The organism is Alteromonas sp. KS69 (assembly GCF_003989595.1).
In the GTDB taxonomy this organism is placed as follows: domain Bacteria; phylum Pseudomonadota; class Gammaproteobacteria; order Enterobacterales; family Alteromonadaceae; genus Alteromonas; species Alteromonas naphthalenivorans.
This window is the reverse complement of sequence record NZ_PYHU01000007.1, coordinates 165,886-184,227: the sequence shown is the minus strand read 5'-3', so window position 1 is coordinate 184,227 and position 18,342 is coordinate 165,886. Positions and strand designations below refer to the sequence as shown.

15 protein-coding genes and 1 tRNA gene are annotated in these 18,342 nt (G+C 42.9%); 3 read left to right on the top strand and 13 right to left on the bottom strand.

Translation table 11 applies throughout. The features are described from left to right. Window positions 1-129: 129 nt before the first annotated feature. The 4 genes from C7Y69_RS07105 to C7Y69_RS07090 form a co-directional block, all read right to left on the bottom strand. Window positions 130-1,377, bottom strand: coding sequence for a glutamate-5-semialdehyde dehydrogenase (locus tag C7Y69_RS07105; RefSeq protein ID WP_126872239.1), 1,248 nt, complete (start codon window positions 1,375-1,377; stop codon window positions 130-132). Next, a complete protein-coding gene (gene proB / locus C7Y69_RS07100; RefSeq protein ID WP_126872238.1) occupies window positions 1,374-2,483 on the bottom strand; it encodes a glutamate 5-kinase in 1,110 nt (369 codons plus the stop codon). The genes C7Y69_RS07105 and proB overlap by 4 nt, the downstream gene beginning before the upstream one ends. A gap of 15 nt (window positions 2,484-2,498) precedes the next feature. After that, window positions 2,499-3,998 (bottom strand): sodium/proline symporter PutP, encoded by a 1,500-nt coding sequence (gene putP / locus C7Y69_RS07095; protein WP_126872258.1) that lies wholly within the window; start codon window positions 3,996-3,998, stop codon window positions 2,499-2,501. 444 nt (window positions 3,999-4,442) lie between these two features. Further along, window positions 4,443-5,477 carry a DNA topoisomerase IB gene (locus tag C7Y69_RS07090; protein WP_126872237.1) on the bottom strand — a complete coding sequence of 345 codons (1,035 nt, stop codon included), beginning with the start codon at window positions 5,475-5,477 and terminating at the stop codon, window positions 4,443-4,445. A gap of 604 nt (window positions 5,478-6,081) precedes the next feature. Between C7Y69_RS07090 and C7Y69_RS07085 the strand changes: the two genes are divergently transcribed. Continuing rightward, complete coding sequence (locus C7Y69_RS07085) at window positions 6,082-6,633, top strand: hypothetical protein (RefSeq protein ID WP_126872236.1); 552 nt, start codon at window positions 6,082-6,084, stop codon at window positions 6,631-6,633. A gap of 107 nt (window positions 6,634-6,740) precedes the next feature. Here the strand turns inward: C7Y69_RS07085 and C7Y69_RS07080 are convergent, their stop codons facing one another. Next, window positions 6,741-7,283, bottom strand: a complete 543-nt coding sequence (locus C7Y69_RS07080) for a DUF2878 domain-containing protein (protein WP_126872235.1) — start codon at window positions 7,281-7,283, stop codon at window positions 6,741-6,743. 219 nt (window positions 7,284-7,502) lie between these two features. Here C7Y69_RS07080 and C7Y69_RS07075 point away from each other — a divergent pair, with 219 nt between their 5' ends. Beyond that, a complete protein-coding gene (locus tag C7Y69_RS07075; RefSeq protein WP_126872234.1) occupies window positions 7,503-9,140 on the top strand; it encodes a diacylglycerol kinase family protein in 1,638 nt (545 codons plus the stop codon). A 211-nt stretch (window positions 9,141-9,351) separates the two neighbouring features. Continuing rightward, complete coding sequence (locus C7Y69_RS07070; RefSeq protein ID WP_126872233.1) at window positions 9,352-9,795, top strand: hemerythrin domain-containing protein; 444 nt, start codon at window positions 9,352-9,354, stop codon at window positions 9,793-9,795. 95 nt (window positions 9,796-9,890) lie between these two features. On the opposite strand, the gene C7Y69_RS07065 is transcribed toward C7Y69_RS07070, so the two are convergent. From C7Y69_RS07065 to ftsH, 8 genes are all read right to left on the bottom strand, one after another. Further along, window positions 9,891-10,049, bottom strand: a complete 159-nt coding sequence (locus C7Y69_RS07065; protein ID WP_013784353.1) for a YqaE/Pmp3 family membrane protein — start codon at window positions 10,047-10,049, stop codon at window positions 9,891-9,893. 130 nt (window positions 10,050-10,179) lie between these two features. After that, entirely contained in the window at window positions 10,180-12,474 is a 2,295-nt protein-coding gene (locus C7Y69_RS07060) for a GGDEF domain-containing protein (protein ID WP_126872232.1), read from the bottom strand. Window positions 12,475-12,645: 171 nt separating this feature from the next. Then, window positions 12,646-12,731: transfer RNA gene (locus C7Y69_RS07055), tRNA-Leu, on the bottom strand. Between the two features lie 7 nt (window positions 12,732-12,738). Next, complete coding sequence (secG, locus tag C7Y69_RS07050; RefSeq protein ID WP_126872231.1) at window positions 12,739-13,212, bottom strand: preprotein translocase subunit SecG; 474 nt, start codon at window positions 13,210-13,212, stop codon at window positions 12,739-12,741. A 10-nt stretch (window positions 13,213-13,222) separates the two neighbouring features. Continuing rightward, window positions 13,223-13,969, bottom strand: coding sequence for a triose-phosphate isomerase (gene tpiA, locus C7Y69_RS07045; protein WP_126872230.1), 747 nt, complete (start codon window positions 13,967-13,969; stop codon window positions 13,223-13,225). A 95-nt stretch (window positions 13,970-14,064) separates the two neighbouring features. After that, entirely contained in the window at window positions 14,065-15,408 is a 1,344-nt protein-coding gene (gene glmM / locus C7Y69_RS07040; protein ID WP_013784357.1) for a phosphoglucosamine mutase, read from the bottom strand. Between the two features lie 9 nt (window positions 15,409-15,417). Next, a complete protein-coding gene (folP, locus tag C7Y69_RS07035; protein WP_126872229.1) occupies window positions 15,418-16,242 on the bottom strand; it encodes a dihydropteroate synthase in 825 nt (274 codons plus the stop codon). A 118-nt stretch (window positions 16,243-16,360) separates the two neighbouring features. Then, window positions 16,361-18,307, bottom strand: a complete 1,947-nt coding sequence (ftsH, locus tag C7Y69_RS07030; protein WP_126872228.1) for an ATP-dependent zinc metalloprotease FtsH — start codon at window positions 18,305-18,307, stop codon at window positions 16,361-16,363. Between the last annotated feature and the right edge of the window lie 35 nt (window positions 18,308-18,342).

Sequence of the window (18,342 nt, the reverse complement as noted above, 5' to 3'; positions counted from 1 at the left end):
ATACAGCGCCTTTATTATGAAGCATGCTATTGATGGGCACAATGCCGACCAGTGGGATTATTCCCATACAAAGGCCGGGATTTTATGCTTAAATTGAACGAAGCTATTTCGTGTTAGTTTTCTAGTCGCTTATTCGCGAATTTGACCAACACCATTCACTAGGTATTTTTCAGACGTAAGCGATTCTAATCCCATTGGCCCATAGGCATGAAGCTTAGTAGTCGCGATACCAATTTCAGCACCTAAACCAAGTTGGCTGCCATCAGAGAAACGTGAAGATGCGTTTACCATTACTACACTGGCGTCTACGGCACGCTGAAATTTCTTAGCGCTATCTTCGTTTTCTGTGCAGATAACTTCAGTATGGTTACTACCAAAGTCAGCAATATGAGAAATGGCACCTGCGAAATCATCCACTACACGAATGGCAATTTCTAAACCTAAGTACTCTTCGCCGTAAGCGTCTTCGCTAATAACGTCAGCGTTGTTAAAGTACTGAGCGCCTTTTTCATTGACATGCACTGTTACCTTATGTTGCTCAAACGCTTCGGCAACGCGAGGTAAGAAGTCGCCCGCAATAGCTTGATGTACTACCAAACCTTCTAACGCATTACATACGCCAGTACGTTGCGTCTTACCATTTAACAAGATAGCCAACGCTTTATCTAAATCAGCGTCTTTATCGACATATAAATGACATACCCCTTTAAAATGCTGTATCACAGGCACTTTAGAGTGTTCGGTTACATAGTTAATTAATCCTTCGCCGCCACGTGGAATAATAACGTCAATGTAGTCACGTTGTTCCATAAGCTCTTGCATAAGCGCGCGATCTGGATTTGGCACAACAGTAACCAATGCTCTTGGTAAGTTATGCTTTTCAAGCACGTCTTGCATAAGCCCAGCGATGGCTAGACTGGTATCCAGTGCTTCTTTACCACCACGTAGAATAACGCCGTTACCCGACTTAAAACACAGTGCGCCAGCATCGGCTGTTACATTAGGGCGTGCTTCATAAATCATGCACACTACACCTAATGGAATACGCATCTTTTTAATTTCAATGCCGTTTGGACGGGTGCCAATTACGCGCTCGCGACCAACAGGATCGTCAAGGCTAATAATAACTTCAATGCCTTCTGCCATAGATTCAATGCGGGCGTCGTCTAAAATCAAGCGGTCAATCATGGCATCGTCTAGGTTATTTTCCTTAGCGCGCGCCACTTCTTTTTCGTTAACCGCTTTAATCGTGTCTTTATTTCCACGAATAGCCGCAGCCATATCCTTTAACACCGCGTTCTTCTCAGATTCATCTAAGATGGCAAGTGTTTGGGCTGCTTGTTTCGCTTGTTTTGCTAATTCTGTAATAATGCTCATTCTTTCTCCAAATTGGCTACATGCTGATCAGAAATGATAGGGCCAGTCTTATCTTCAAATTCACTGGCGAAGTCATCGTTTTCCTGATTCGCGATAAAATTCAGTAAACAGCTACTGTAGTTTGATTTCGCTTTAACAAGCTTAGTGCCATCAGCTTTGCGTACCAAAATGGTATCGCCCACTGAGAACTCGCCTTTCACATCAACTATCTCGCTGCTGGTAAGTTGTTCACTGTGGTTTTCCAGTGAAGAATCAAAATCTCCCTCAACTATCACTTCGCCCTGCGCGTTTGAGGTATGGCGCATCCAATGCACGTTTTCCAACATCGGCTTATCGTAAGGGCTAAAATGTGTGCCTGGGTTTTCACCCGCAAGCAACATGTTAAATGACAGTTCGGTAAAGCCGTTAATAATATATGTGTCTATACCATGCGAAACGGCTTTTTCCGCCGCTTCAATTTTTGTGCGCATACCACCGGTGCCAACACCGCCTTCCGCTGCACCACCCGCCATGGCGTAAATACTGGCGTCTATGGTATCTACTTTCTTAAGCAACTCAGCATCGTCGTGATCGTGAGGGTTTTTGTTATACAAACCGTCAATGTCAGAACAGATAATAAGTGCATCTGCGTCAGCTGCTGCTGCCACCATAGCGGATAAGTTGTCGTTATCACCCACTTTTAGTTTATCGGTCGTTACCGTATCGTTTTCATTTACAATAGGTAGAACGTTATGCTCTAACAAACTAAAAATGGTTTCACGAATACTAACGTAGCGCTCTCTATCACGCAGGTCAGCATGGGTTAACAACATTTGCGCTGATGGGAAGTCGAATAATCTGTCCCAGGTCGCAATCATTTCTGTCTGCCCTGCTGCAGCCATTGCCTTTTTCACAGCAATATTTGATTTTTCGTGATCCGGGAACAAATGTGCTCCAGCGGCGACTGAACCTGAAGACACTAACACTACCTGTGTTCCATTTGCCCGACAACGCACGATGAACTGGGCAATACTTAGCAAGTAGTGGCTGCTGCACCCTTGCTTGTTTGGCGAGATTAGTGCACTGCCTACTTTAATGACCACGCGTTTCCAATTGGGATGACTCATAATATTTCATTCACCTTAAGATTGTTGATCTGCTAATTGCTGGTTGGTTGCTCTAAATAAGCGCTGAACATTTTCAGACGGCGCAGCACCTGCGCGCGATACCAACCAAAGGGTTGCGGTGCTTACCGCAAAGCCAGGAATAATTTCATAAATAACACTGCTTAACGTTTTACCGTCAGCCAACACGGGTGCGTATATCCAAAATAGGACAGTTACTGCACCACTAATAATGCCGGCTAATGCCGCACTCTGTGTTAAATCCTTTTTGTATAAGCTGAACAATACCAACGGGCCAAATGCGGCACCAAAGCCAGCCCATGCATTACTCACTAACGAAAGAATGGAGTTCGACGAGTCCATCGCCAATAGCAATGCCACTATGGCAACGCCCGCTACACCAACTCTTCCGATGGTTACCGTCTCTTTTTCGCTGATGTCTTTTTTCGCTACAACTCGATAAATGTCTTCGGTTAACGAACTTGCCGATACCAATAACTGAGACGAAATAGTACTCATAATGGCAGCTAAAATAGCAGCCATTAAAAAACCACTAATAAGCGGGTGAAATAGCAACTGAGAAAAAACGATGAAAATAGTCTCAGCGTCGTCCACGCTTAAATTGAATTGATTTGCATAGGCTATCCCTACAAAACCCGTTGCTAATGCACCAAGTATAGTAACTAGCATCCAAGACATACCAATATTTCGTGCGGTGCTTACCGATTTAACATCGCGAATAGCCATAAACCTTACAATAATGTGAGGCTGACCAAAGTAGCCAAGGCCCCACCCAAGGCTTGAAAGCAAGCCTACAAGAGTGAGTGCACCCCATGACTCTGAAAAGTCCGGTACTGATTCATACGCCGCTGCCGTCATTTGGTTTACACTATCGAACTCGGTAAAAGCCACAATCGGCACGAGAACAAGGGCAATAAACATGATGCAACCTTGCACAAAATCAGTAAGGCTGACCGCTAAGAACCCACCCAATAAGGTGTATGAAACGACAACACCCAATGTGATAAACAGTCCAAGCTGATAATCAACTGAGAACGCGCTTTCAAAAAGCTTTCCGCCGGCTACAAGCCCTGCAGACGTATATAAAGTAAAAAATAAGACAATGATGACAGCTGAAACGATGCGTACGTTTGCTTTAGGGTTGTCGAAGCGCTTTGCGAAGAACTCCGGCACGGTTAAGGAATCATCCGCGACTTCGGTGTAAACACGAAGCTTAGGTGCAACCAATATATAATTTGCTAGTGCCCCTGCGACAAGACCAATAGCAATATAAACTGCGTCGAACCCAGTTAAGAACATTGCCCCTGGCAATCCCATTAACATCCAACCTGACATATCAGAAGCACCCGCTGATAGTGCAGTAACTTGAGGGCTAACCTTCCTACCACCTAGAATGTAACCAGAAATATCACTAGTAGATTGACGATATGCAAAAAGACCTATACCCAACATCGCTAGAAAATAAATAGCCAGCGATATATAACTTTCAATTGGCATAATGTGAGATTGCTCTCCTATGTTAGTTAAAATTACATCATTCAGATGTTCGAAGGACATGGCATTCCATCGAAGTGCTATACAAGGGTTAAAAGCTTGAATAACACGCATCATTTGTTTCCGACTTCAGCCTTGAGCCAAACTCAGAATCAAACATTTAAATTGAACAATAATGATTAGAGCTCTAATTATATAAGTATCACTGCTGTGATTTCAAGTTTAAATAGTAGCCAATTTGTTATGAGGTCTATTTGCTGCGTGAATATAGCCCAAAAGGTTTCACATACATTACCTATTTCAAAACCGCATACAAGCCACTGATTAAAAAAGAATTTACTGCATCTATCCGGTTCCGTGAAACGCAACATTTTGTACTCCACGTCGTTCAACCAGTACACTATTAGCATCAATAGAAACATTTATTATTAAAAGTTAATCCAATTGTCACTCAGATGAAATAATCGACAACAAAAGCTTTTCAGTGCTTAAATCTCGTTCAATAGGATCGCAAAGTTCCTCATTAGCCTGCTCGAGTGTCTTTAATAAATTCTCAAACGTATTTTTCTCATCAAACACAGAATATAACTTCGGGTGAATGTAATACTGCCTGCAAACAGAAGGGGTATTTCCCAGCATTTTTGACACATGTGAACTCAACGAGTTAGGCCATTTACGGTTACGCCCTTCTCGCAAATACCTATCAACCTCTGGAAAGCTTTGCAGTGCAAATCGACTGGCTGCCCAAGTTCGAAAATCTTTGCAGCTAAAGTTGTCGCCTAAATGCTCGTGAATAAAGGCATTGACGTCTTCACTATGAATATCACACCACGAGCCGTCAGCTAACTGATATCGAAATAAGCTGTAACCCTGAAGCTGCGTACATTCACACACTAGGGATGCTAATAAAGGATCGTCGATAGTAATGGTGCGTCGCTTGCTGTGCTTACCAGAATATTCAAGAGACACCTTTTCCAGCGTTGCTTCTTGAACATGTTTACGACGAAGCGTAGTTAAGCCATAGGTGTTATTTTCTTTACTATACTGAGCGTTGCCTATTCTCACGCCGGTATAATCTAACAACAGACACACCAAGGCTGATGCTCGCTCTATTGTCCACTGCTCGCCATTAACGAGTGTCCTACAATATTCTCGAAACTCAGGTACCTTTTGTCCGAAAACCGCCAGACGTTTGAATTTTTCTGCTTGCTGCTGTTTATGCCAATCAGGATGATAGAGATATTGTTTTCGCCCTTTAGCATCTAGGCCAATAGCTTGAATACTTGCCTTAGGGTTGCGACTAATAGTGACACTTTTCCAGTTAGGGGGGATGGCAAGGGATTTGATTCTGCGCAGCACGCGCTGCCCTTCTACCTTTCGACCGCTGGTATAACGATAATAGACACCTTTACCACAAGCAATCCGCTTAATGGTGAGGTGTGGATGAGGCATATCCCTTTCAACAACTTGCCCTATAGTCACCTGAACTCCCTTTTAGAATAATGTGTACCGCAAACTTACATCAAGGTTGCTTGGTAGTATGGCAATTTATCAATGCCATTTTTAATGCTAAAGGAAGATGCAAGTTACATGCGTGGTGACGCGCCAGCTAATAGCCATAGATCACGGGGAGGCTACTAATTCGATTAAAAAACATCTTCCATTAAATTCAATAGGTTAGCGATGAAATTTTACAATGGGTTAATGATTTGGCGCTCTCATATTGGTAAGCAGTAACACAACCGCTGAAAGCAAAATTTACAGACTGAGACAAATTTTCATACTGTGAGTAAATATGTAACACAGCGAAAATGTTATCTATACACCTAGGGTAAGTATTATCGACATGAAGTTAAGTTAACCTTATCCAAAAAGCAATATTAACCATGAAATTCAACATCTTAGATAAAAATAGAGCACTTAGAAAGCATGTAGACTAAAGTTTAACCCGCCAGCGGAACGCATTTTGAATGGTTATAAATGAATATTTGTAAATTCGTTTAATAGTTATGAATTTACCCGCCTTTGGCAAAAACGCTGAAGGGTACCGCATAGGTATAAATTGACCGGGTTTATCGGAGAAGTTATGCAAACCGCTAATCATGAAAATCTTCGCGCATCTCTAGCGCCAAAAGACCAAATTCAAGTTGCTGCCATATTTGAAAACAAATTAATGGCAAAAAAAACCATTCAACAACTGGCAAATTCAACTGACGTCAGTACTGATCAAGTTGCCTTTATCGACGCAAGCGATACTGAAGCGAGTGAGAAGCTAGAACGAGAGAGTAGAAGCATAGGCAAAAATTTGTGGCACTCTCACTTATTGCTTGGTGGTGTAGGTTTTCTTGTAGGCATACTAGCAGCATTTCTTTTGGTTTCGTTTGGCCCTGAGCTAACGAAACAAAACCCACTATTTACATATATCGCGCTGATAAGCCCAGGCATCTTTACTGGTTTGTTCGTAGCAGGCTTAGTTGGCCTGCGCCCAGACCGTTCAGAAATAGTGCAAGCGGTAAGACATGCTATTAGAAGAAACCATGTGGCCGTGGTTATTAACTTGAAAAAGAGCCAATCGGCGTCTGACATTGCATCGTTTTTACATTCGCGAAGCAAGAATGTGGTAGAAGCGATACGCTAATACCGCTTTAAAGCCCCTTAAGGATTGCTTGAGACCTGTTTAAGAACTGCTAAAACCGAAATCAACCGCTAACTCCCTTTAATCACAGATTAAGGGAGTGGCTAGGCTTAATGGTCTTGGCTCAATTCGTGGTGAGCCGTTAACTTTTTCGCCAGTAAAAAGCACGCCGGAAATACTCCCCCCCATACCATTGCTAAAATTAACCCCGTAACTAGGGGTGAATATCCAAAGGTGACAGCACCAAACTTTTGCCCACCGAAATAACTGAGCGGGGCGAAGACTGCACCGCCAAACATTGCAAGTAATGGCTTATCAGCAAACGCACTTAGGCTATGCTGAATCGACCCTCCTAATGCGGCCCACAGACACACTAGCCAAATAGGTATTATCAAATGAGATGCGCCACCGCTGAACCAAGCACCACGCTCAAAGCCAAATACCCCTGTCACCATCAAAAGTGAGTCCACCACAGTACCTAGCAAAAGCACCGCTATCATTATTTTACTATCTGACTTTCGCAACGGTGAATAAATAAGCCACGCGATCAGTAAACCCAGAACCAAGAAAGTGTTTTGGTATAAAACCACTAACCACCAAATGGTTTGAAACCATAAAAAGTTTACCAATTTGATAATGAAACTGTTCGACATTGAATTCGCCCGTTCATGTAAATACTGACTGCTGTGGAAAATCTGATGGAACCTGTACGGCGCTATCTATCACCCAGTTCACTTATAAAGTTTAAACAAAATGTAATTTTTGATTATTATTTTCATTCTACCTTCATAGATGCTTATTAGTAATAAACAAAATTGGCGGAACCACTGTATAAATAAACTGAATGTTTGAACAAAGGAAATGTGAACAGTATGAAGATGGTTAAATATTATGTACTCGGCGCAATTTTAGCATTAGTGCTAACGTGGTTTAGCCCAACACTATGGCTCTCTGTCATCTTTGCTTGGATCAGTTTCTCACTGATTGCAGTTAGTAGCGCCTACTTGCTTAACTATCCTGCATTGTTCAGAAAACGTGAAGATGGTTCGATCCCTATTTATATTCGGTGGGTCTTCGTTCCATTCTTAATGGGGAGCTGGTTATACAATGAGTATGCAAGACGTACCGACAAGGTTCCCCCTTTTCAAAAAATTGATGATCAACTTTATTTAGGTTGTCGCATGTCTTCACAGCATGTTGTTATGCTGAAAAACAACAATATTAACGCTATTTTAGACGTTACTGCCGAATTCGATGGCTTAGACTGGACCGCCTATCAATTAGATTTTGATTATTTGAACATCCCTGTTCTTGACCATACCAGCCCCACTCAAGAACAACTAACCCTTGCGATTAACTGGTTAGATCAACAACTCGTTGAAGGTAAGAATGTAGTTGTGCATTGTGCACTGGGTAGAGGCCGCTCTGTATTAGTGCTAGCCGCCTACCTACTGGCCAGGGATCCTTCCCTATCCATTCTAGATGCAATGGATAAAATTCAATCGGTTCGTTCGACAGCCAGGCTAAATAAACATCAGTTAGCAGCACTTGAAAAAATAAAGAATGGCGGAAGCTTGTCATTAACTAAGCGTCTTACCCTTATTGCCAACCCTGTTGCCGGCGGAGGTAAATGGGAAGTTGAAAAAGCGGATATTCTGGCAAGACTAAACGAAAAATTCAAAGTTACCGTTAAAGAAACAACCGAAGAAATAAACGGTGAAGTCTTGGCTAAAGAAGCCTTAGCCGATGGGGCACAAATTATCGTAGCTTGTGGTGGCGACGGTACCATTACGGAGGTGGCCAATGCCCTTACCGATAAGAATGTCACTTTAGGGGTTATTCCCCTAGGTACGGCCAATGCCCTTTGTCAGGTACTCCATGGTTATGCCAGTAAAATTGTTCCTATTAGTACCGCGTGTGACGTCATTATTGACGGTAAAACGGCAGATATCGATACTGCCCGGTGTAATGGCCGAATGATGTTGCTGGTTGCTGCAGTGGGCTTTGAAGAACATATGATATCTGCCGCGGGACGAGGTGAGAAAGACTCAGGCGGACAGTTTGCCTACCTTAAGGGACTGTGGGAAGCCATAGGAAAAAATGACAACCTTAGTTTTCAGGTGAAATTTGATAATGAAGAATCTCAGCACTTGGAAACGCCAAGCTTAGTCATCGCTAATGCCGCGCCAATTACCACTGCACTTGCGCAAGGCGGAAATTTACCCGATGTGACTGATGGTAAATTAGATATCACCTGGCTAACCCCACAAGATTCATCCGACCGACAATTACTCTCTTTGGCAGAGCTAGTCTTTGGGCCTGAAGAATATAAAACCAGTTCAGACAGTATTAGGCACAAACAAACCCCATCGATATCTCTTTATTTTGACGAAGAAGTATCTTATGCGGTCGATGGTGAGATTTTCAGTGCAAGTGAAATTAGTATCACTACACACCCTGCAAGTTTACGAGTATTAACTGGCATCGACCACACGCAAAATAATAGTTAATCCATAGCGCAATAGCGTTAGGTAAAGATTACTGTAAACCCTATGTAAGAAATGCATTATTTAAGCGGTTCCTTATGTATTGAAATAATAAATAACCGCTAAAAGCTGCATTTACAATGACTTAGTGAACTCAATATAGTGGAACACTTCTGGCATTAGTTAAGGTGCTTTTAACGCCACATATTCAGTACAACTAGTTGAGGGATTACCGATGAAAATTTTTGAAGCACTACGCCAAGATCATGAGAAGCAACGATTGTTACTTAAAATACTCGCTGAGACCAGCGGAGACACCGCTGCTCGCCGTGAATACTACAAAGAGTTGAAGGATCAGCTTGAAAGTCATGCAGTGGCTGAGGAACGTCATTTTTATTCTCCGCTGCTTAAAAAAGATGAAGCGGTAGATTTAACCCGCCATGGTATTGCAGAGCATCACGAGATTGATGAGCTTATCGAAAAATTGGATGATACCAAAATGGACTCACCCGGGTGGCTACGTCACTTAAAATCTCTCCAAGAAAAAGTTGAGCATCACCTTGCTGACGAAGAGCAAGAATTTTTTCAAGTTGCTGGCCGACTTCTTAACGATTCTCAAAAGAATAAACTTGCCGACGCTTACCAAGAAGAAATGGCAAAAGAACTCGCGCCTCACTAGGCGTGCGTTTTACATAAATCTTACTGATACAAAAAAGCCAGTCATAGACTGGCCTTTCTTTTAGTACTTGGTTTACTAAAACTTAGTAAAATTAACTATCGTTTAGCAATAATGTACACGGCGTGGATAACACCAGGGAAATAGCCAAACAATGTTAGAAGGATGTTTATCCAAAACTGAGCGCCAATACCAACTTGTAAGAACACACCTAGAGGAGGCAGTAAAATTGAAAGTATAATGCGAATAATGTCCATAATAATATCCTTGTTTTTGAAGTAATTTCACAGTTTACCCACTCAAACGGCAATATCTTACGGTTTTGAGCAGGCTTTATTTTTATAATGCATATATACTGCCAACAATAAGGAATTTACCGGTTCCCGTCTATTCGCCTAAAGGTGAATTTTCTAACCACTCTTCTAGCGCATCCTTCGCTAATGGTCGGCTAATGAAGTAACCTTGCGCAATATCACAGCCCCAGTCTTTCAAAATATTGAGCGACATCTCGTCTTCTACCCCTTCTGCGACCACTTTTAAGTCGAAAGCAGTGGCTAATCCCAGCACGGTATGCACTATTTGTTTATCGTTATCATCGATTGCTAACGACAATATAAAGCTTTTATCAATTTTGATTGTATCGACAGGCAGGTTCTTCAAATAGGCAAGCGAAGAGTAACCAGTGCCAAAGTCGTCAATAGCAAAGTGAAACCCCCTGCTCGTTAACGCGTTTAAGTTTTCAATAGCAAGCGACGCATCTGCCACCAAATCGCTCTCTGTGATTTCTAGCTCTAGGGCATCGGGAGAAAGTGCTGCGTCGGTAAGTATAGAAACCAATTTATCGAGTAACGGCTTATTTTGAATATCTTGAGTTGATAAATTCATCGCAACCGTAAAGCCATAACCTTTCTGCCTAAAGTACGACAAATCAGCAATGGTTTGCTGCATAACCCAAGTCGTGACTTGCTCAATTAGAGCTGCCTGTTCAGCAATAGTAATAAACTCATCTGGTGGTACGAAGCCAAGTGTTTTGTTGTTCCACCTTATTAGCGCTTCCATGCTGCATACTTTCATCGTGCTGAGATCAATTTTAGGTTGATACACCATTGAAAGTTCGCTTTGATTGCTAGAAAGCGCCCGCTTAAGCTCGGTAGTAATGGTCAAACGCCTAACGTACTTAGCCTCAAGTTCGGGGCGATAATGCACACACCATGCATTAGAGTGAATAGCTTCGTCGGTAACAATATTAACTTTACGAAATAGTTCTTCTGAGTTGGTGGCATCCTGAGGGCAAGACAGCACGGCCATCGCCACTTTGACTGGGATGGAGATTAGGTTACTCTCGACGGGCTGCTCTAAAATGTGTTTAAACGTTTCGAGTTGATTTTCATCTAACGCGGTATCGGTAATATAGAGAATTTCTCCCCCCGCTAAACGTGCAGATGTACCAGGCCAACGAAGCAAACGCGTAGCAAGTGCCTTAAGCGTGTTGTCCCCGTTAGAATACCCGTAAAGGTCGTTAGTGGTTCTAAAACCTATAGTGGTAATAGCGACAACCTGCAAATTTTCATTTTCAGACATTTTTCCATCAAAATAGCCTTCAACATAATTTCGATTAAACAAGCCAGTAAGCACGTCATGTTGCGCTTGATACCGAATATGCTTTTCTCGATGTTGAATGCTCTCTTGCATGCTATCTACTGCCGTAGCGAGATCACTAATTTCGCGTAAATTTGAAGGTTTATCTAGTGTCGCGCCGTACTCACCGCCTGCTACCCGATTCACTGCTTTTACAAGGTTGGAAACAGAACTGCTGACATTTCGAGCCAATAGCATTGAGAACCCTAACGCCACTAAAACTGCAATTAGGGTTAACACCAAAATACTTATTTGGATTTTAGTAAACGCCTGAAAAGCCTCTGACACGTCTACAGCTATAGTAATGCGTACAGGAAGCTCCGATACCGACACTAAGCTAACTTCACGGCTTATGTAGGTGTTTTTCTGCTTGAAAGTTACATCGACCCAAGAAGGTGTGGGCTCACTAGTTAACACTGATTCTACTTGCTCTGGTGAGAGCGTTGATGCAATCGGCGTATTGTCACTCATATTGGTGATAATAATTTCAGCATCAACAAGATTTCTTAGTTCTTGTAATAATGTTTCATCAAACTCCACACCAATGATCATATAATAACGTAATGTCGGAATTTCTACTTTATAGAGATTCAACTGAATTAATGAGCCATCAATGAGGAAAAAACCATTTTCGTAGCCCTTTGCAGCCAAAGCGGTGCTGGCTTCTGAGGTTTCACCCGGTTTAAATAAGGCACTATGAGAAGCAACAATGGTGTGATCTAAATTCACTAATGCAATCACATCGGAATTAATTCGCGATGCATAACTTTCTAATGCAGTTTGTATAGAGGGTAAATCTGAGGTCCCCACTGCTTGGCGAAAATCGTAAGACCGAAGGAGTACGTTTGAGACGCTTTTAATGATAGCTTGGCGATCTTCAATTAGCCTATGCAGCACCTTTTCGGTAACAGCAATATCTTGACTAATATTTTGTTTAACTAAGTTGTTGGCTGACTTCCAAACCCCAGCAACAATGAGGAGTGAGGCTATAAAAATCCCGCCAAGAAGCGTTCTAAAAAGACTTTGTCGAAGTGATATTTGCAACCTACCGCTCCCAGCGTGCCAATCTATACATAATACGTGCATTCACTTTTTCTAATTGAGTTAGTAGCATAGCCCAATTACCCCAATACTTATAGTCGCGAGGTTGTCGTAATTCTTCAATTTATAACGGATTAGAAACAAAAAAACCGGCTAAAAGCCGGTTTTTAAAGTTGGTGCGGAAAGCGGGACTTGAACCCGCACGAGCTATGCTCACCACCCCCTCAAGATGGCGTGTCTACCAATTCCACCACTTCCGCAAAAATCTTAGTTAGGTACGTCTGAATCGTCAGACTTAGGTACGTCTTCCTCAGTAACTTCCGCCTGAGGAGCGTCAGCGTTGGGAGCCTCAGCGTTAGGAGCGTCACCCATTGGAATATCATTCGTCGTTGCTGCGTCTTCTACAGGCGTATCCATAACAGGAACATCCATATCACCTGGTGCTTGCACTGGCGCTTCAACCGCTGCTGGAACTTCTAAATTGTCCCACTCATCTTCAGCACTTTCACGGTTTGCCGTCATCGCGCCTAATGTAAGGCTGATAAAGAAAAACAGACCGGCTAAAATAGCAGTTGTTCGGGTCATAAAGTTACCTGAACCACCTGAGCCGAAAACAGTATTTGAGCCGCCGCTACCAAAAGAAGCGCCCATATCTGCACCTTTACCCTGTTGAATAAGAACAAAACCAATCAACAGTAATGCAACAATTAAATATGCTACCAGTAGCACTTCGTAAACCATAATTACCTCGTCAGTTTGCCGCTTGGCAAATTGAAATAAAATCTTCTGTTTTTAAGCTGGCGCCACCAATTAGGCCACCATCTACGTCTTGTTGTGCAAACAATGTTTTAGCATTATCTGCTTTAACACTGCCGCCGTATAAAATTCGTAACCCTTGAGCAAGCTCTGCGTCTACTTTTGCAAAGTATCCACGAATAAATTCATGTACGTCTTGCGCTTGTTCAGGTGAAGCTGTTTTTCCAGTACCTATAGCCCATACAGGCTCGTAAGCAAGTACTGATTTAGAAAGCTCTTCAACGGTTAAGCCGTTGATTAACGCATCAAGTTGTTCGCCAATGAAAGACTCAACTTGACCACTTTCCCTAATATCAAGTGACTCACCCACACAAATGATAGGGGTTAATCCACTCGCAATTGATTTCTTTGCTTTCTCGGCCACTAAGCTATTGCTTTCGCCGTGGTCATCTCTTCTTTCTGAATGCCCTACTATGGCGTATCTACAACCAAGCTCAGCAAGCATGTCAGCCGATAAATCGCCGGTGTGAGCGCCATTATCAAGATGACTAACATCTTGACCGCCTAATGCGAAAGCTTCAGCACAAAATGCTGAAAGATATAAAGCAGGCGGACAAATAACTACATCAACATTCCCGATGACATCAATAGTTAATGCATCGTTGAAATTAGTGACCAGAGAACGGTTACCGTTCATTTTCCAATTGCCCGCTACCAGCGGCTTTCTTTTATTGTTATTCACAATGCAGACCTTAGCCCTGTCTTAAAGCGGGCGTGATATTAACGATTTCAGTAAAAATATACAAGTATAAAACGCGAAATTTCCAGTTCTGCCAACTAATTGGCGACTTTACGAACAGTTTCAGCAATATGCTCTGCCCACTTGGAAGAATGCCCTTCATTATCAGACTCTACCATAACGCGAATAAGAGGTTCAGTTCCGCTTTTACGTAATAAAACGCGGCCTTTCTTACCTAATGCTGCCTCTGCTTCCTGTTTAGCGCCTTGCACATCAGCGTGGGCTAGATAATCTTGACTAGCATCTTGATAACGCACGTTGACTAAGCACTGAGGATACATATCAAAGCCACTACTTAAATCATGTAAATCTAAGTCTGAGCGTAACATTGCAGCAAGAACTTGTAAGCCAGCAATAATGCCGTCACCGGTAGAAGACGTTGCTAAATTCAAAATATGACCCGAGTTCTCGCCACCAATTGCCCAGCCTTTTTGCTGAAGCATTTCCATTACATAGCGATCCCCTACTTTGCTTCGTGCAAAAGGAACACCTAACTTACTAAAGGCGATTTCTAATCCAAGGTTACTCATTAAGGTGCCTACGACACCGCCTTGCATACGACCATTTTTAAGTGCATCGCGGGCAATCATATAAACAATTTGGTCGCCATCTATCACATTGCCTAAATGATCAACCATCATAATACGGTCGCCGTCACCATCTAAGGCAAACCCAAGATGCGCGTTCGTTTCTTTTACTTTCTCAACTATCGCGTCCATCGATGTGGCGCCAACACCTTCATTGATATTTAAACCATTTGGCGCGGTACCTATTTCAACAACCGTAGCGCCAAGTTCACGCAGTACATTAGGCGCAATGTGGTAAGTAGCACCGTGGGCGCAATCTACGACTATTTTTAAACCGGTAAGAGATAAATCAGACGGGAAGCTACCTTTACAAAATTCTATATAACGGCCAGCAGCATCGTTAATTCTGGTCGCCTTTCCCAACTTATCCGAAGCAACGCATGTCATTGGTTTATCAAGCATGTCTTCTATCGCCAGCTCAATATCATCGTCTAGCTTGAATCCGTCTGCTGAGAAGAACTTAATTCCATTATCGTAATAAGGATTATGTGAAGCACTAATCACAATACCGGCTTCAGAGCGGAATGTTTTCGTTAAGTAAGCGATAGCAGGCGTGGGCATGGGGCCTAGTAACCCACTATCAATACCCGCTGCTGATAAGCCTGCTTCTAATGAAGACTCTAGCATGTAGCCAGATATACGAGTGTCTTTGCCAATAAGTACTTTATTGGTGCCTCGTCCGGCAAGTACTTTCCCTGCTGCCCAACCAAGCTTAATAACAAATTCGGGATTAATATTACTTTCGCCCACTTTACCGCGTATGCCATCAGTGCCGAAATATTTGCGCTGCCCCATGAAGGTTCCTTATTCTATTGTTGTTAGCATATTAACAATGTTAACTGCGTCCGCTGTTTCTTGTACATCGTGAACGCGAATAATATGCGCACCTTGCTGTGCTGCAATTGTAGCGAGGGTAATACTTCCCGCCAAGCGTTCATCTACATTTCTATTTAACAAATTGCCAATCATTGATTTACGTGACATACCTACTAGCACAGGATAGCCCAGCGCTATTATGCTTGGGAGGTGTTTTACTAATGCGTAATTATGTTCCAGGGTTTTACCAAATCCATAGCCTGGGTCGAACAAAATTTGCTCTTTTTTAATGCCAGCTGCAATGCAATCTGATGCTCTTGCTAATAAAAATTGTTCAACGTCAGCGACCACGTCTTTGTAATGAGGCTGCTGCTGCATATCTTTAGGCTGGCCTTGCATATGCATTAAACACACTGGCACATTGGCATTTGCCGCTGCCGATAGTGCACCGGGTTCTTGCAAAGCTCTTACATCATTAATTAGCCCTGCTCCAGCGTTAACCGCTTGCGTCATGACCTCAGCTTTACTGGTATCTACTGAAATAATGCAATCGGTATTGGCACGCAACGCTTCAATTACCGGAATAACACGGTCTAGTTCTTCATCTAGTGAAACGGCTGCAGCACCTGGTCGAGTCGACTCACCGCCAACATCTATTAACGTAGCACCTTGAGCTAGCATCTTTTCAGCATGTCTTACCGCATTCTCAAGAAGCGCGTGTTTGCCACCGTCAGAAAAGGAGTCGGGTGTGACATTTAAAATACCCATCACCTGTGGGCGGGATAAATCTAGTGTGTGGGAAGAAAACTGCATTTACTTACTCTTAAAATCAATCAGCCAACTCGGCGTGGTATCGATCATTAAAAAAATTATCACTGCACAAATAAAAAACGCCAGAAATACTGGCGTTTTATTAACTTTATATCAATTTCTAGCTAGGTAAGTCACCTGGTTTACCAACAGACGGCTTTTCAACACCATCGTTAGTAATTTCGCCTTCGCGAGTAGGTTTACCGCCGCTTGGCTTGTCACCATCAGAAGGACGACGATCATCCCAATCTGCAGGAGGACGAACTTCGCGACGTTCCATTAAATCATCAACTTGCTTCGCGTCGATAGTCTCGTACTTCATTAACGCATCTTTCATGGCTTCCAGAATATCCGCGTTATCTTTTAGGATCTTTTCAGCTCGTGCGTAGTTGCGATTGATGATGTCTTTAACTTCTTCATCAATTGCTAAAGCAGTCTGGTTTGACATTCTGATTGAGCTAGATGAAGAACGACCTAAGAACACTTCGCCTTCTTCTTCTGCGTATAGCAATGGCCCCATCTTGCTTGACAAGCCCCATTGCGTCACCATTTTTCGCGCAATATCAGAGGCGCGCTCAATATCGTTTGAAGCGCCAGTAGTTACGCCAGCTTCGCCAAGGGTCATTTCTTCAGCAATACGTCCACCATACAAGCTAGAAATCATACTTTCTAAATGCTGTTTACTGTGGCTGTACTTGTCTTGTTCTGGAAGATACATAGTGACACCCAGCGCACGACCACGAGGAATAATAGAAACCTTGTAAACAGGATCGTGTTCTGGAACCAAGCGACCAACAATTGCATGCCCTGCTTCGTGGTAAGCCGTGTTGGTCTTTTCTTCCTCAGTCATCACCATAGACTTACGCTCAGAGCCCATCATGATCTTATCTTTCGCTTTCTCAAACTCTTCCATCGCCACTAGACGTTTATTACCACGTGCAGCGAATAAAGCAGCTTCGTTAACCAAGTTAGCTAAGTCAGCACCAGAGAAACCTGGCGTACCACGAGCAATAACACTTGGTTCAACGTTATCGGACACAGGTACTTTGCGCATATGAACTTTAAGAATCTGTTCACGACCACGGATGTCAGGTAAACCAACAACCACTTGACGGTCAAAACGACCTGGACGTAACAATGCAGGGTCTAACACATCAGGACGGTTAGTCGCGGCAATAACAATAATGCCTTCATGACCTTCAAAACCATCCATCTCAACAAGCATCTGGTTTAGCGTTTGTTCACGTTCATCATGACCACCACCTAAACCTGCGCCACGTTGGCGACCTACCGCATCAATTTCATCGATGAAAATGATACAAGGCGCTGCTTTTTTCGCTTGCTCGAACATGTCACGAACACGCGATGCACCAACACCCACAAACATTTCCACGAAATCTGAACCTGAAATGGTAAAGAACGGTACTTTGGCTTCACCAGCAATTGCTTTTGCAAGCAAGGTTTTACCCGTTCCAGGAGGACCAACCATCAGGACGCCTTTAGGAATTTTACCGCCTAATTTTTGGAACTTAGATGGGTCGCGTAAGAAGTCTACCAGTTCAGTCACATCTTCTTTTGCTTCGTCACAACCTGCAACATCAGCAAAGGTGGTTTTAATTTGGTCTTCACCTAAAAGGCGGGCTTTGCTTTTGCCGAAAGACATAGCGCCGCGACCACCGCCACCTTGCATTTGACGCATGAAGAAAATCCATACACCAATAAGCAGAAGCATTGGGAACCAAGAAATGAAAATAGATGTGAGAAATGATTGTTCTTCTGGCGGCTCACCGTAAACGCGCACATCGTTTTTAACCAAGTCAGAAACTAACTTGTCATCAAAATACGGTACGTACGTTTGAAATGTTTCGCCTGAACGTCGGGTACCACGAATTTCGCCGCTATTATCAATGCGAACTTCACGGATGTTACCCTGCTCAGCTTCTCTTAAAAAAGTTGTGTAATCGGTCTGTGTTTTCGACGATTCACCAGGTGAAAAGCTCTGAAATACAGACATCAACACAACGGCGATAACCAACCATAAGATTAAATTTTTTGCCATATCGCTCAATGCTACTAACCTCTAAAAATCCGAAAGAATATACT